At 65.1% G+C, this 12,892-nt stretch carries 12 protein-coding genes; 10 read left to right on the plus strand and 2 right to left on the minus strand.

All coding sequences use genetic code 11. The annotated features are described in order from the left end of the window. The first annotated feature begins 13 nt into the window (after positions 1-13). The 5 genes from mmsB to KVX96_RS17655 are packed head-to-tail and all read left to right on the plus strand — an operon-like array spanning position 14 to position 6,401. Entirely contained in the window at positions 14-1,249 is a 1,236-nt protein-coding gene (gene mmsB, locus KVX96_RS17635; protein ID WP_261196108.1) for a multiple monosaccharide ABC transporter permease, read from the plus strand. A gap of 3 nt (positions 1,250-1,252) precedes the next feature. Further along, positions 1,253-2,995 (plus strand): L-arabinonate dehydratase, encoded by a 1,743-nt coding sequence (araD, locus tag KVX96_RS17640; RefSeq protein WP_261196109.1) that lies wholly within the window; start codon positions 1,253-1,255, stop codon positions 2,993-2,995. Beyond that, positions 2,995-3,921 (plus strand): Gfo/Idh/MocA family protein, encoded by a 927-nt coding sequence (locus tag KVX96_RS17645; RefSeq protein WP_261196110.1) that lies wholly within the window; start codon positions 2,995-2,997, stop codon positions 3,919-3,921. The genes araD and KVX96_RS17645 overlap by 1 nt, the downstream gene beginning before the upstream one ends. A gap of 31 nt (positions 3,922-3,952) precedes the next feature. After that, on the plus strand, positions 3,953-4,870 hold the full coding sequence (locus tag KVX96_RS17650; RefSeq protein WP_261196111.1) for a dihydrodipicolinate synthase family protein: 918 nt from the start codon (positions 3,953-3,955) through the stop codon (positions 4,868-4,870). Between the two features lie 13 nt (positions 4,871-4,883). Then, positions 4,884-6,401: an aldehyde dehydrogenase (NADP(+)) gene (locus KVX96_RS17655; protein WP_261196112.1), complete on the plus strand. Its 1,518-nt coding sequence runs from the start codon at positions 4,884-4,886 to the stop codon at positions 6,399-6,401. Positions 6,402-6,467: 66 nt separating this feature from the next. Here KVX96_RS17655 and KVX96_RS17660 read toward each other — a convergent pair whose 3' ends face one another. Then, positions 6,468-6,731 (minus strand): hypothetical protein, encoded by a 264-nt coding sequence (locus tag KVX96_RS17660; RefSeq protein ID WP_261196113.1) that lies wholly within the window; start codon positions 6,729-6,731, stop codon positions 6,468-6,470. 82 nt (positions 6,732-6,813) lie between these two features. Between KVX96_RS17660 and mgtE the strand changes: the two genes are divergently transcribed. Genes mgtE through KVX96_RS17680 form a run of 4 tightly spaced genes read left to right on the plus strand, consistent with a single transcriptional unit; the run spans position 6,814 to position 10,632 of the window. Continuing rightward, positions 6,814-8,187 carry a magnesium transporter gene (mgtE, locus tag KVX96_RS17665; protein ID WP_261196114.1) on the plus strand — a complete coding sequence of 458 codons (1,374 nt, stop codon included), beginning with the start codon at positions 6,814-6,816 and terminating at the stop codon, positions 8,185-8,187. 11 nt (positions 8,188-8,198) lie between these two features. After that, the gene (locus KVX96_RS17670; protein ID WP_261196115.1) at positions 8,199-8,684 is read left to right on the plus strand and encodes an ATP-dependent zinc protease; all 486 of its coding nucleotides are present in this window, start codon (positions 8,199-8,201) and stop codon (positions 8,682-8,684) included. After that, entirely contained in the window at positions 8,684-9,589 is a 906-nt protein-coding gene (rimK, locus tag KVX96_RS17675; protein WP_261196116.1) for a 30S ribosomal protein S6--L-glutamate ligase, read from the plus strand. The genes KVX96_RS17670 and rimK overlap by 1 nt, the downstream gene beginning before the upstream one ends. After that, positions 9,589-10,632, plus strand: coding sequence for a succinylglutamate desuccinylase/aspartoacylase family protein (locus tag KVX96_RS17680; protein ID WP_261196117.1), 1,044 nt, complete (start codon positions 9,589-9,591; stop codon positions 10,630-10,632). Before rimK ends, KVX96_RS17680 begins: the two co-directional genes overlap by 1 nt. Positions 10,633-10,645: 13 nt before the next feature. Here KVX96_RS17680 and KVX96_RS17685 read toward each other — a convergent pair whose 3' ends face one another. After that, positions 10,646-11,947, minus strand: coding sequence for an FAD-dependent oxidoreductase (locus tag KVX96_RS17685; protein ID WP_261196118.1), 1,302 nt, complete (start codon positions 11,945-11,947; stop codon positions 10,646-10,648). 135 nt (positions 11,948-12,082) lie between these two features. On the opposite strand from KVX96_RS17685, the gene KVX96_RS17690 reads away from it, so the two are divergent. Next, positions 12,083-12,721: a GNAT family N-acetyltransferase gene (locus KVX96_RS17690; RefSeq protein ID WP_261196119.1), complete on the plus strand. Its 639-nt coding sequence runs from the start codon at positions 12,083-12,085 to the stop codon at positions 12,719-12,721. Positions 12,722-12,892 lie beyond the last annotated feature (171 nt).

A 12,892-nucleotide genomic window follows, 5' to 3' on the forward strand; every position in this document is an offset into this window, starting at 1 on the left:
GGAGACCCCGGGGATGGCTATGGCAGAGACCACGGACACCGCCGCCGCGCCCAAGGGTGTTGGCGAATACCTCAAGAGCCACCTGCGCGAATATGGGCTGCTGATTGCCCTGATCGTGATCATGGCGTTCTTTCAGATTGTGACGGGCGGCACGCTGCTGCGCCCGGTCAACATCACCAACCTGCTGTTGCAAAACAGCTATATCATCATCATGGCGCTGGGCATGCTCATCGTCATTGTAGCCGGGCATATCGATCTTTCGGTCGGCTCGGTGATGGGCTTCATCGGCGCGCTGGCCGCGGTGATGATCGTGAACCACGACATGCCGGTCTTCGCCACCATCGCCATCTGCCTCGTGGTGGGCGGCGTGATCGGTGCGGCGCAGGGCTACTGGGTCGCCTATTGGAAGATCCCCTCCTTCATCGTGACGCTCGCAGGCATGCTCGTGTTCCGGGGGCTGTCGCTCTGGCTGCTGGAAGGCCAGTCTGTTGGCCCCTTCCCCAAGGAGTTCCAGGTGCTGGCCAATGGCTTCGTGCCGGACATTTTCCCCGCTGGCCTTGGCCAGAGCCTCGCACCGATCTTTGACGCACGGCAGGTAAACGTGCTGGCGCTTTGCACCGGGGTGATCGCGGCAGCGGTGATCGTCTACATGGGCCTGCGCAAACGCGCGCGCAACAAGGCCTATGGCATCGTGGACGAGCCCCGCGCCTTCTTCGTCGCCCGCACCACCATCGTGAGCCTTGCGCTGGTGTTCATCATGTACAAGCTCTCCACCTTCCGGGGCCTGCCCAACGTGCTGATCACCATGGGCGTGCTGACGATCATTTACGCCTTCCTCACCGAGAAAACGACGCTGGGCCGCCGCATCTACGCGCTGGGCGGCAACGAGAAGGCCGCGAAGCTTTCGGGCATCAAAACCGAGCGCCTCACCTTCCTCGCCTTCGTCAACATGGGCATCCTCGCCGCCGCCGCCGGGCTTGTCTTTGCCGCGCGGCTCAACACCGCCACGCCGAAAGCCGGTTTCGCGCTGGAGCTGGACGTGATCGCCGCCGTCTTTATCGGCGGGGCCTCGATGTCGGGTGGCGTGGGTAAGATCGTCGGGGCCGTCGTGGGCGCCTTCCTGATGGGGGTTCTCAACAACGGCATGTCGATCATGGGCATCGGCATCGACTACCAGCAAATGATCAAGGGCCTCGTCCTCCTCGCCGCCGTGATCTTCGACGTCTACAACAAGAGCAAGCAGGGCTAGGTAATGAGTTTCAAACCCGCAAAATGGCCGCGCAAGCTGCGCAGCCAGGAATGGTACGGCGGCAACTCGCGCGATACGATCTATCATCGCGGCTGGCTGAAAAATCAGGGCCACCCGCATGATCTTTTCGACGGGCGGCCGGTGATCGGGATCATGAACACATGGTCCGATCTCACCCCCTGCAACGGCCACCTGCGCGAGCTTGCCGAAAAGGTGAAGGCCGGGATCTGGGAGGCCGGCGGCTTCCCGGTGGAGGTGCCTGCCTTCTCGGCCTCCGAAAACACCTTCCGCCCCACGGCGATGATGTATCGCAACCTCGCCGCGCTCTCGATCGAAGAGCAGATGCGCGGCCAGCCGATCGACGGCGCGGTGCTGCTGGTGGGCTGCGACAAGACCACGCCTTCGCTGCTGATGGCGGCGGCGTCCACCGATATCCCCTCCATCGTCGTCACCGGCGGGCCGATGCTCAACGGCTATTTCCGGGGCGAGCGCGTGGGCTCGGGCACGCATTTGTGGAAATTCTCCGAAGCCGTGAAGGCCGGGGAGATGACGCAGGACGAATTCCTTGAAGCAGAGCAATCCATGAGCCGCTCCAGTGGCACCTGCAACACGATGGGGACGGCCAGTACCATGGCCAGCATGGCCGAAGCGCTGGGGATGGCGCTTTCGGGCAATGCCGCGATCCCTGCCGTGGACAGCCGCCGCCGGGTGATGGCGCAGATGTCGGGCCGCCGCATCGTGCAGATGGTGAAGGACGATCTGAAGCCCTCCGACATCCTGACGAAGCAGGCCTTCGAGAACGCCGTGCGCACCAATGGGGCCATCGGCGGCTCCACCAATGCGGTGATCCACCTGCTGGCCATCGCGGGCCGCGTGGGGGTGGATTTCACGCTGGAGGATTGGGACGCCTGCGGCCGCGACGTGGCCACCATCGTCAACCTGATGCCCTCCGGCGAATACCTGATGGAGGAGTTCTTCTATGCCGGCGGCCTGCCCGTGGTGCTCAAGCACCTCGGCGAGGCGGGCCTTCTGCACAAGGAGGCCCTCACCGTCGCCGGCACCCCGATCTGGGACGATGTGAAGGACGCGGTGAACTGGAACCCGGACGTGATCCGCCCGGTGGAGAAGGCGCTCACTGCGCAGGGCGGCATTGCCGTTCTGAAGGGCAACCTCGCGCCCAAAGGCGCGGTGATCAAACCGTCTGCCGCCTCGGAACACCTGCTGACACACCGGGGCCGGGCCGTGGTTTTCGAGGACATCGACGACTACAAGGTGCGCATCAACGATGAGGGTCTCGACATCGACGAGACCTGCGTGATGGTGCTCAAGAACTGCGGGCCGAAGGGCTATCCGGGCATGGCCGAGGTGGGCAACATGGGCCTGCCGCCCAAGGTGCTGCGCAAGGGCATCACCGATATGGTGCGGATTTCGGACGCGCGCATGTCCGGCACCGCCTACGGCACCGTGATCCTGCACACCTCGCCCGAGGCCGCCGCCGGTGGCCCGCTCGCCGTGGTGCGCGATGGCGACATGATCGAGCTTGACGTTGCCGCCCGCCGCCTGCACCTCGATATCGCGGAGGCCGAGCTGGCCGCCCGTCTGGAGGCCTGGGCACCCACCCATCCGGTGCCGCCTTCAGGGTATGAATGGCTGCACCAGGCTCATGTGGAAGGCGCCGACACAGGCGCGGATCTGGATTTCCTCAAGGGCTGCCGGGGTTCGGCCGTAGGAAAGGATTCGCATTGATGGAAATCGCCCTCGTCGGAATCGGAAAGATCGCGGTGGACCAGCATGTCCCCGCAATCAACGCCAGCCCGGATTGGGAACTCGCCGCCACCGTCTCGCGCAATGGAAGCGTGCCTGGCGTGCCCGCCTACACGGATTTCACCGCCCTGCTCGCTGAGCGCCCCGAGATCCGTGTGATCTCGCTCTGCCTGCCGCCGGTGCCGCGCTACGCCTATGTCGCCGAAGCGATCCGCGCGGGCCGTCACGTGATGCTGGAGAAGCCCCCCGGCGCGACGCTGTCGGAGTGCCACGCGCTGGAGGCGCTGGCCACAAAGCACCGCGTTTCGCTCTATGCCACGTGGCATTCCCGTCAGGCCGAGCAGGTGGCCGCTGCCAAGGCCTTCCTCGCCGCAGCGCCGCTGAAACGGCTGGAGGTGCGCTGGCGCGAGGACGTGCGGTATTGGCATCCGGGGCAGGACTGGATCTTCGAGCCCGGCGGCATGGGCGTGTTCGATCCCGGCATCAACGCGCTCTCCATCGTCACCGAGATCCTGCCCGATCCGATCCACCTCACTGGCGCAGAGCTGGGCTGCCCGGAGAACAAGCAAACGCCGATTGCCGCCGAAATGGACTTCTTCCACCCGCAAGGCGCCAAGGTATCCGCCCATTTCGACTGGCTCGCCCAAGGCACGCCCGAATGGACGATCGAGGCCGAAACCGAAGCCGGCCACATGCTGCTGGAAAACGGCGGCGCGAAGCTGACGATCAACGGCGCTGCGCCTGAAAGCGCGCCTGCGGGGCTGACGGGTGAATACCCGCGCCTCTATGCGCAGATGGCCGAACTGGTGCAGGCCGGGGGGATCGACATGGATCTCGCTCCCATGCGCCACGTGGCCGATGCCTTCACCCTTGGCCGCCGTGTGAGCGTCGCGCCGTTCCACTGGTAGCCGCGGCTGCCCAAACCTGAAGAGAGCTGATATGAAAACGCCGCTCACCGGTATCCTTCCCGTTGCCCCCACGCCTTTCCATGCCGATGGATCGATCGATCCCGAAGGCATGTGCCGGGTGCTTGATTGCATGATCGATCAGGGGGTGGACGCGATCTGCATCCTCGCCAATTACTCCGAACAGTTCGTTCTGACGGATGAGGAGCGCGCCACACTCACCCGCGTGAGCCTTGAGCATGTGGCGGGCCGGGTGCCGGTGATCGTGACGATCAGCCATTTTGCTACGGGGATCGTCACCGCCCGCGCGCGGCAGGCCGAGGCGCTGGGCGCGTCGATGCTGATGATGATGCCGCCCTATCACGGCGTCGGGCTGGTGCCCTCGGAAGCGGGAATCTTCGAGCATTTCGCTGCGGCGTCGGATGCGGTCTCCATCCCGATCATGGTGCAGGATGCGCCGCTTTCAGGCTGCACGCTTTCCGTGCCGCTGCTGGTACGTATGGCGAAGGAGATCGAGAATGTCTCTTACTTCAAGATGGAAATGCCCTTCGCCGCCGACAAGCTCGCCCTTCTGATCGAGGCGGGCGGAAAGGACATCGTCGGGCCGTTTGACGGTGAGGAAGCAGCCACCCTGCTGGCCGATCTTGACGCAGGGTGCACCGGCACGATGACTTCCGCCTTGCAGCCGGAGAAGATCCGCCCGATTGTCACCGAGTTCCGCGCGGGCAACACGGATGCGGCACTGGCGCAGTGGAAGCTGTGCCTGCCGCTGATCAACCACGAAAACCGCCAATGCGGTCTGCGCGCGGCAAAAACGGTGATGATGGAGGGCGGGGTGATCGGATCCGATCACGTGCGTCATCCGCTGAAGCCGATGACACCGCGCACAAGGGAACGGCTCCTGTCGCTCTCGCGCGAACTGGATCTGATCGCCCTGCGCTGGGGCAAGTAACACGAGGTTTTCCATGTATTCGCCTACCGGCAAACACCTGATCGCCGGCGACTGGGTCGCTTCTTCGGGCACTTTCCTCTCCCAACCGCTCGAAGGGCCGGCCTCTGACATCGCCAATGGCGGCGCAGCGGAGGCCGCGCGGGCCTGCGAGGCGGCGGAAGCCGCTTTCGTGAGCTACGGCTATAGCAGCCGGGAAAGCCGCGCGGCCTTCCTCGACGCCATCGCCGACGAGATCGAAGCGCGCGGTGCGCAGATCACCGACATCGGCACCCGCGAAACCGGCCTGCCTGCCGCCCGCCTTGAGGGCGAGCGCGGACGCACCACGGGCCAGCTGCGCCTTTTCGCGGCCCATGTGCGCGAAGGGAAATATCTCGACGTGCGCCACGACGCAGCGCTGCCCGACCGTGCGCCGCTGCCCCGGCCCGATCTGAAGATGGTGCAGCGCCCCATCGGCCCCGTCGTCGTGTTCGGCGCATCGAACTTCCCGCTCGCCTTCTCCACCGCCGGGGGCGACACGGCGGCTGCGCTGGCGGCGGGCTGCCCCGTTGTGGTGAAGGGCCACCCGGCCCATCCCGGCACCGGCGAGATCGTAGCAGAGGCCATCGCCGCCGCCATCGCCTCCTGCAGTGTGCATCCGGGCGTGTTCAGCCTTGTGCAGGGCAACACCAACGAACTGGGCGCCGCGCTCGTACAGCACCCGCTGATCCGCGCCGTGGGCTTCACCGGCTCGCTCGGCGCAGGCCGCGCTCTTTTTGATCTTTGCGCCGCCCGGCCTGAGCCGATCCCCTTCTTTGGCGAGCTTGGCAGCGTGAACCCGGTGTTCCTGCTGCCCGGCGCTCTGGCCGCGCGCGGCGCGGAGATCGCCAAGGGCTGGGCCGGATCGCTGACCATGGGCGTGGGCCAGTTCTGCACCAATCCCGGCATTGTCGTTGTGGAAAAAGGCGCGGAAGCTGAGAGCTTCCTTGAAACCGCCCGCGCCGCGCTGGCTGAGGTTGGCCCGCAGGTGATGCTGACCGATGGCATCGCCACGGCCTACCGCTCCGGCGCGAGCAAGATCGCGGCCAGCGCCGGCGTGCGTGAGGTGCTCACAACCACCTGCGACATGCGCAACGCCACGCCCTATCTCTACGCCACCACCGGCGCAGCGTGGCTGGCCAACGCAGCGCTGGGCGAGGAGGTCTTCGGGCCGATGGGCATGGTCGTGGAGGTCTCGGACCGGGAAGAGATGCAGGCTGTGGCCCATGCGCTGCACGGGCAACTCACCTGCACCCTGCAGATGGAGGAGTCTGACACAGCGCAAGCCGCCGCCCTGATGCCGGTCTTGGAGCGTAAAGCGGGCCGGGTGCTGGCCAACGGCTTTCCCACGGGTGTGGAAGTGGCCGATGCGATGGTGCACGGCGGGCCTTACCCGGCCTCCACCAACTTTGGTGCAACCTCCGTGGGCACGCTGGCGATCCGCCGCTTCCTGCGGCCTGTCAGCTACCAGAATATCCCCGAGGCCCTGCTGCCCGAGGATCTGCGAGGGCTTTGAAGTACGCCGCTGTTCTTGGAGTACCACATTGAAAAAGCGCCGTTTTTTACGGCGCTTTTTTCGTTCTCAGACCAGATCCTTGCCGACGCGGCGATAGTTCACGAAGGAATTCGCGCTCATCACCACGTAGAAGCTGTCCATGTCGATCAGCACATGGCCGCGCTCCAGCAGGGCGCGGGACAGTGCGGTGATGTCGCTCTCATAAAGCCGCCGCCGCCCCATCATCTCCCGCAGCAGTTTTTCCGGGATGCGAAACCGCCCCGAGGGCTTGCCGCCGAATTCCGTTGAGTAGAGGGCGGCGAGCTTTTCGGCTGTGTCTTCGTGGTTCATTTTGCCATGTCGTGTTAAAAATTAGCTATAGACAAAAAACTATCACACTTGTAGGGCTGCCGTAAACAGGAAAGGGCAGGGTATGGACGAGCTTGAGCTTCAAGATCCCCCGCAAAAGGACATCGCGCCGCTGATCCGCAAGGCGGTGGACGAGAACGACGCGGCCATGCTGGCCGAGCTGCTGGACCCGCTGCCCTACAGCGAGGCCCTGCGCGAACTGCTGTCCCTGCCTCGCGAAGACCGAGACAAGGTGCTCAACCTCCTGCCGGCAGAGCTTGCGGCCGAGCTGATCGAGGAAGCGCCCAACGAGATGGCCGTGGACCTCGTGGAGCGGATGGAGCCCGAGCGCGCCGCCGAGATCCTTGAGGAACTCGACTCCGACATTCAGGCCGACGTGATCGGCGAGATGGATGAGGAAGAGGCCGAGGCCATCCTGAAGGAGATGGACGAAGAGGACGCCGCCGACGTGCGCCGCCTCGCCGCCTATGACGACGGCACCGCCGGTGGCCTGATGATGTCGGAAGTGTTCCGCTTCACCGTCAACCAGACCGTGGGCAAGGTGCTGCGCGATCTGGCCTCCGAGGATGATGATTTCGAGCGCTACCGGGGCCAGCACCCCTATATCACCGACGCCGAGGGGCGCCCGGTGGGCGTGGTGTCGCTGCGCGGCCTGCTCACCGCCAAGCGTAGCACGGCGCTCTCGGAGATCATGGTCAAGCCGATCACGGTGACGGTGCACACGCTGCTGACCGATCTGGAAGACATCTTCGACGAGCACCCTTTCCTTGGTGTGCCCGTGGTGGACGATCTGGGCCTTCTGGTGGGCGTCGTGTCGCGCTCCGCCGTGGCCGATGCCGTGCTGGAACGCAGCGAGAGCGAAAGCCTGAAGCGGCAGGGTGTGGTGGGCGACGAGCTGCGCTCCATGCCGCTCTGGCTGCGCTCGCGCCGCCGTCTGGCGTGGCTTTCGGCCAATATCGTGCTGAACGTGATCGCCGCTAGCGTAATCTCGGCCTATGAGGAAACGCTCGCCGCGGTGATCGCGCTGGCCGTCTTCCTGCCGATGGTGTCGGACATGAGCGGCTGCTCGGGCAACCAGGCCGTGGGCGTGACGATGCGCGAGCTGAGCCTTGGCCTCGTGCGCCCGGTGGACGCCTTCCGCGTCTGGATCAAGGAAATCTCCGTCGGTTTGATCAACGGCATCGCGCTTGGGATCCTGATCGGCATCGTGGCCTGGATCTGGAAGGGCAACCCCGCGCTTGGCCTTGTGATCGGCGCGGCCTTGGCGCTGAACACCATGCTCGCCGTGTCCATCGGTGGCGTGGTGCCGCTGCTGCTCAAACGCCTCGGGCAGGATCCGGCCGCGGCCTCCGGCCCGCTGCTCACCACGATCACCGATATGGCGGGTTTCTTCTTCGTTCTAAGCTTCGCCACGCTCATGATGCCCTGGTTGCTGTAAGGATGTTTGACATGGCCACGACTGTCCCTTCGGCGGGCACCGATCTGACCGTGATCGGCTGGATGGAATCCATCGATCTGCCCGAACTTGATCTCAATGGGGTGAAATCCAAGATCGACACCGGCGCGCGCACAACCGCGCTCCATGCCACCCGGATCGAGCATTTCCAGCGCGATGGCAAGGAGTGGGTGCGCTTCCGTACGCTTGCGGGCGCGCTCGATGCGGATCACATGCGCACCATCGAGGCGCGCGTGGCCAGTATGCGCTGGATCAAGAACACGAGCGGCATCCCGGAAGAGCGCATCGTGATCCGCAGCAAGGCCAAATTCGGCAATCGGCTGTGGACGATCGATCTTTCGCTTGCCGATCGCAGCAACATGACGTTTCCGATGATCATAGGTCGTTCGGCGCTGAAGAATCACGCCGTCGCCGTTCACACCAAGCGGGCCTACCTGATCTCTGACAACCCTCACAAGCAAAGCAGAAAGGATACCTGATGAAGATCGCAATGCTTGCTCGCAACGCCAAACTCTATTCGCACCAGCGGCTGAAGGAGGCGGCAGAAGAGCGTGGCCACCAGCTCGACATCATCGACACGCTGCGCTGCTATATGAACATCGCCGCCCGCCGGCCCGAGATCTACTACAACGGCGAAAAGCTGACCGGCTATGACGCCGTGATCCCGCGGATCGGAGCCTCCGTCACCTTCTACGGCACGGCCGTGCTGCGCCAGTTCGAGATGATGGGCGTCTACCCGCTCAACGAAAGCGTCGCCATCGGCCGCTCGCGCGACAAGCTGCGCTCCATGCAGCTGCTGGCGCGCGACGGCATCGGCCTTCCGGTGACGACCTTCGCCCATGATCCGAAGCAAACCGAGGAAGTGCTGAAGCTCGCCGGTGGCGCGCCCATCGTGATCAAGCTTCTGGAAGGCACGCAGGGCATCGGTGTGGTTCTCGCCGACACCGACCGCTCGGCGAAATCCGTGGTGGAAGCCTTCCGCGGTGCGGGCGTGAACATCCTGCTGCAGGAATTCATCAAAGAAGCCGGCGGCACCGACATCCGCGCCATCGTGGTGGGCGGCAAGGTGATCGCGGCCATGAAACGCACCGGGGCCGAGGGCGAGTTCCGCTCCAACCTGCACCGTGGCGGCTCCGCCAACCTTGTGAAACTCACCGCCGAGGAACGCGCCACCGCCGTGCGCGCCGCCAAGACGATGGGCCTGAACGCCTGCGGTGTGGACATGCTGCGCGCCAACCATGGCCCGGTGATCATGGAGGTGAACTCCTCGCCCGGCCTCGAAGGTGTGGAGAAAGCCACCGGCCTCGATATCGCGGGCAAGATGATCGAGTACCTCGAGAAGAACGCCAAGCCCGGCGCGACCCGCACCAAGGGCAAGGGCTGATGGCCAAGCGCGAAGGCTTCGCGATTGGCACCACCAACGTTGCGCCGGGCAGCCGGCGCACGGTGGACCTGCCCGTCAGCGTGCTGTCGGATCACACGCCCGTTTCCATGTCGGTGCATGTGGTGCACGGCAAGGTGGCGGGGCCGGTGCTGTTTGTCTCGGGCGGCATTCATGGCGACGAGGTCATCGGGGTGGAGATCATCCGCCGCGTGCTGGCCTCGCCCGCCCTGAAAACGCTGAAGGGCACGCTGCTGGCGGTGCCGATCGTGAACGCCTACGGGTTGATCAACCATTCCCGCTACCTGCCGGACCGCCGCGATCTCAACCGCTGCTTCCCCGGCAGCGAGGGCGGCTCGCTGGCCGCGCGGCTCGCGCACCGCTTCCTGACTTCGGTCGTGGCCCCCGCCGATATGGGGATCGATCTGCACTCCGCCGCCGTGCACCGGACGAACTACCCGCAGGTGCGGATTTCGCCGGATGACGCGCAGATGGAGGAGCTGGCGAAGGTTTTTGGCGCGCCGATCACCATCCGCTCGCCCCTGCGCGACGGCTCCTTGCGGCAGGCGGCCAAGGGCGTCGGCACGCCGGTGCTGCTCTATGAAGCGGGCGAAGGCCTGCGGTTTGACGAGTTTTCCGTGCGCGCGGGCGTGGCCGGCGTGATGCGGGTGATGCGCCAGATGGGGATGATCGCGGCGCGCGGGGTGTCCAAACCCAAAGCGCCGCCGCAGTTCTGCCCCTCCAGCAAATGGCTGCGCGCGCCCATGGGTGGGCTGCTGCGCATCTACAAGGGCGACGGCGCGCTGGTGCGCGAAGGCGATCTGCTGGCCACGGTGTCTGACCCGTTCGGCGAGGAGGAAACCGACATCCGCGCCACATTCGACGGGATCATCGTGGGCCGCGCGGTGATGCCCATCGTCAACGAGGGCGATGCGGTGTTCCACGTGGGCCGGGTGAAATCCATGGAACGCGCGGAAGGCGCGGTCGAGGATCTGGAAGCCCAGCTCGAGGATGATCCGATGTTCGACGAGGACGAGATCATCTGACGCGTTTCTGGTGTCAGGGCGTTGCGCCGCCGATCCGGTTCACGCCCTGCGCCCGAAGCGCTGCGATCAGCGCGTCGATGTCGACGTCCTGCACCGCGCATCCGTGGTGCAGGGCGAGCGCGGCTGCAGTTCCTGTGGCCTGACCCATCGCCATGCACTGGGGCATCCCCCGCACCGAGGCGAAGGCCACCGGATCCGCCGACAGGATGCGGCCCGCAAACATCAGGTTGTCGATATGCTCCGGCAGCAGGCTGCGAAAGGGGATCGTGTAGTAGCCGCCCGCCGTCAGCGCCGCCTCATTCGTCATGTCTCCTTCGGCGCGCATCACGTCGTCCACGGGATTGTCGCAGCTGACGATCCCGTCAGGGAATTTGACGGCGGCCGCCAGATCGGTGCCTGTGAGTTGGTAGACGCCCCGCAATTTGCGCGTTTCACGGACGCCGACCGTGGGCGAGAGCATCGCCATATGCGCGCCTTCAAAGCCCGGCACATCGCTGCGCAGGAAACGCGCCAGCGCCACACAGCGGCGGCGGCCTTCCTGCGTTGCGGCGGCCACCGCGACGGGATCAGTGCCATCCACCCCGCGCACATGCACGGAGTTGCAGAACACGCTTCCGGCATGGAAGCCCTTCATGAGGTAGAGCTGGGACAGATCGGGATGCAGCCTGCCATCGGCCACGCCGGCGGATGCATAGCGGGTGAAATAGGGATCGGGATCGACGAAAGCGGCGTCCCAGTCCACCCCGATCATGTGGAAGGAGATCGTGACCGCCATCATATTGCCTGAGGCGTCGCCCAGGCTGAACGGCACCCCCGCCTTGGCCGAGATGTCCCCGTCTCCAGAGCAATCGATCACGATGCGCGGGCGCACGGTGAATGTGCCATTGCGATCATGGCAAAGCACCTCGGTAATATGGCCTGCGTCCATGATCGGGGTGCCGGCTGTCGCGTTGAGGCGCAGGCGGACGCCGGATTCTTCCAACATTTCGAACATCGTGAAGGTTGCGATGTCGTGGTCATAGAGGATTTCGGGGCCGAAATTGGCGAGGTTGCAGGGCCGTTTGACGGCGGCGGGCGGGCGCATTGCGGCAAGCCGCTCCGTTACCTCCTCGATCAACCCGCCGATGATCTCGTCAACCGGATAGGCACCGCCCCAGGGCATCCCCGGGCAAAAGGCCATCACGCCGCCAATCTTCGAACTTGCCTCCAGAAGCAGGACGCTCAGCCCACTGCGTCCGGCGGCAACGGCAGCGCCGAAGCCTGCGGTGCCCCCGCCGATCACGAGGACGTCGGTATCTTCGATGCGTGCGCTCATATCCTGCCCCTCGTCAGCTTCCTGCGGAGAGGCTATCCCATGCCCGTCTGTTGGCAAAGCGGTCCTCCCCCTGCCGGTTGACACCGCGCGGCGCTGGGCGGATGGAGCGGGGGTGATTGGACGAAAGGGGGCGCTATGGCGAGCCAGATACGTGTGTTTCAGGCGGGGGATGCAGAGGCGCTGTCCGACATCTGCATCCGCACCGGTGCCGCCGGAGAGGATGCGCGCGCTGTCGAAGAAGCGCCGGAACTTTTGCCCGCGATCTTTCTCGACCCCTATCTGGCCTTCGCGCCTCAGTTCGCCTTCGTGTTGGAGGATGCGCTGGGCCCCTGCGGCTATACGGTGGGGGTGGCTGATACCGGGGCCTTCGAGGCCTGGCAGGCGGAGCACTGGTGGCCTTCCTTGCGCGCGGGTTGCGTTGACCCCGGTGCAGACCCTGCTGCCTGGGGGCGCAGCGATTGGCTGCGCAACTGGGTGCACCGCCCACCGCAGGCCCCGGCATCGCTTTCGCGCTGGCCTGCCCATGGGCACATCGACCTGCTGCCCCGCGCCCAAGGCAAAGGCGTCGCCGCGCCCCTGATGCTGCAGTTGATGCAGACCCTTGCGCAGGCCGGGGCCGGGGGCATCCACCTTGGCGTCGCCGCGCAGAATGCCCGTGCGCTGCGCTTCTACGGTAAGCTCGGCTTCGCCCCTGTGCCCGGTTTGGACAACGCTGAGGCCTGCTTCGTTGCGCGGGATCTGGCGGCCCAACCTGACGTTGAAATTGGTGATTGATTCCGCCGCCTCACCTCGTGACAGCTTCTTGTGAATAAATACCAATATGGCAAAAAGAAATACCAATAGGTCGCGGGGATGTCTCTTGCGGCCAAGTTGACGTTGAATTATTTTCTTTCAAAACAGTGGTAAAGCGCCAATTCAGGCAGCGCCGGAAACCTCCCGCTTGCG

The sequence above is a fragment of the Pseudoruegeria sp. SHC-113 genome (assembly GCF_025376885.1).
Lineage (GTDB): Bacteria > Pseudomonadota > Alphaproteobacteria > Rhodobacterales > Rhodobacteraceae > Pseudoruegeria.

Excerpts from the sequence above, each read along its gene's own strand:
- mmsB (WP_261196108.1), top strand. The coding sequence starts at position 14 with ATGGCTATGGCAGAGACCACGGACACCGCCGCCGCGCCCAAGGGTGTT.
- araD (WP_261196109.1), top strand. The coding sequence starts at position 1,253 with ATGAGTTTCAAACCCGCAAAATGGCCGCGCAAGCTGCGCAGCCAGGAA.
- KVX96_RS17645 (WP_261196110.1), top strand. The coding sequence starts at position 2,995 with ATGGAAATCGCCCTCGTCGGAATCGGAAAGATCGCGGTGGACCAGCAT.
- KVX96_RS17650 (WP_261196111.1), top strand. The coding sequence starts at position 3,953 with ATGAAAACGCCGCTCACCGGTATCCTTCCCGTTGCCCCCACGCCTTTC.
- KVX96_RS17655 (WP_261196112.1), top strand. The coding sequence starts at position 4,884 with ATGTATTCGCCTACCGGCAAACACCTGATCGCCGGCGACTGGGTCGCT.
- KVX96_RS17660 (WP_261196113.1), bottom strand. The coding sequence starts at position 6,731 with ATGAACCACGAAGACACAGCCGAAAAGCTCGCCGCCCTCTACTCAACG.
- mgtE (WP_261196114.1), top strand. The coding sequence starts at position 6,814 with ATGGACGAGCTTGAGCTTCAAGATCCCCCGCAAAAGGACATCGCGCCG.
- KVX96_RS17670 (WP_261196115.1), top strand. The coding sequence starts at position 8,199 with ATGGCCACGACTGTCCCTTCGGCGGGCACCGATCTGACCGTGATCGGC.
- rimK (WP_261196116.1), top strand. The coding sequence starts at position 8,684 with ATGAAGATCGCAATGCTTGCTCGCAACGCCAAACTCTATTCGCACCAG.
- KVX96_RS17680 (WP_261196117.1), top strand. The coding sequence starts at position 9,589 with ATGGCCAAGCGCGAAGGCTTCGCGATTGGCACCACCAACGTTGCGCCG.
- KVX96_RS17685 (WP_261196118.1), bottom strand. The coding sequence starts at position 11,947 with ATGAGCGCACGCATCGAAGATACCGACGTCCTCGTGATCGGCGGGGGC.
- KVX96_RS17690 (WP_261196119.1), top strand. The coding sequence starts at position 12,083 with ATGGCGAGCCAGATACGTGTGTTTCAGGCGGGGGATGCAGAGGCGCTG.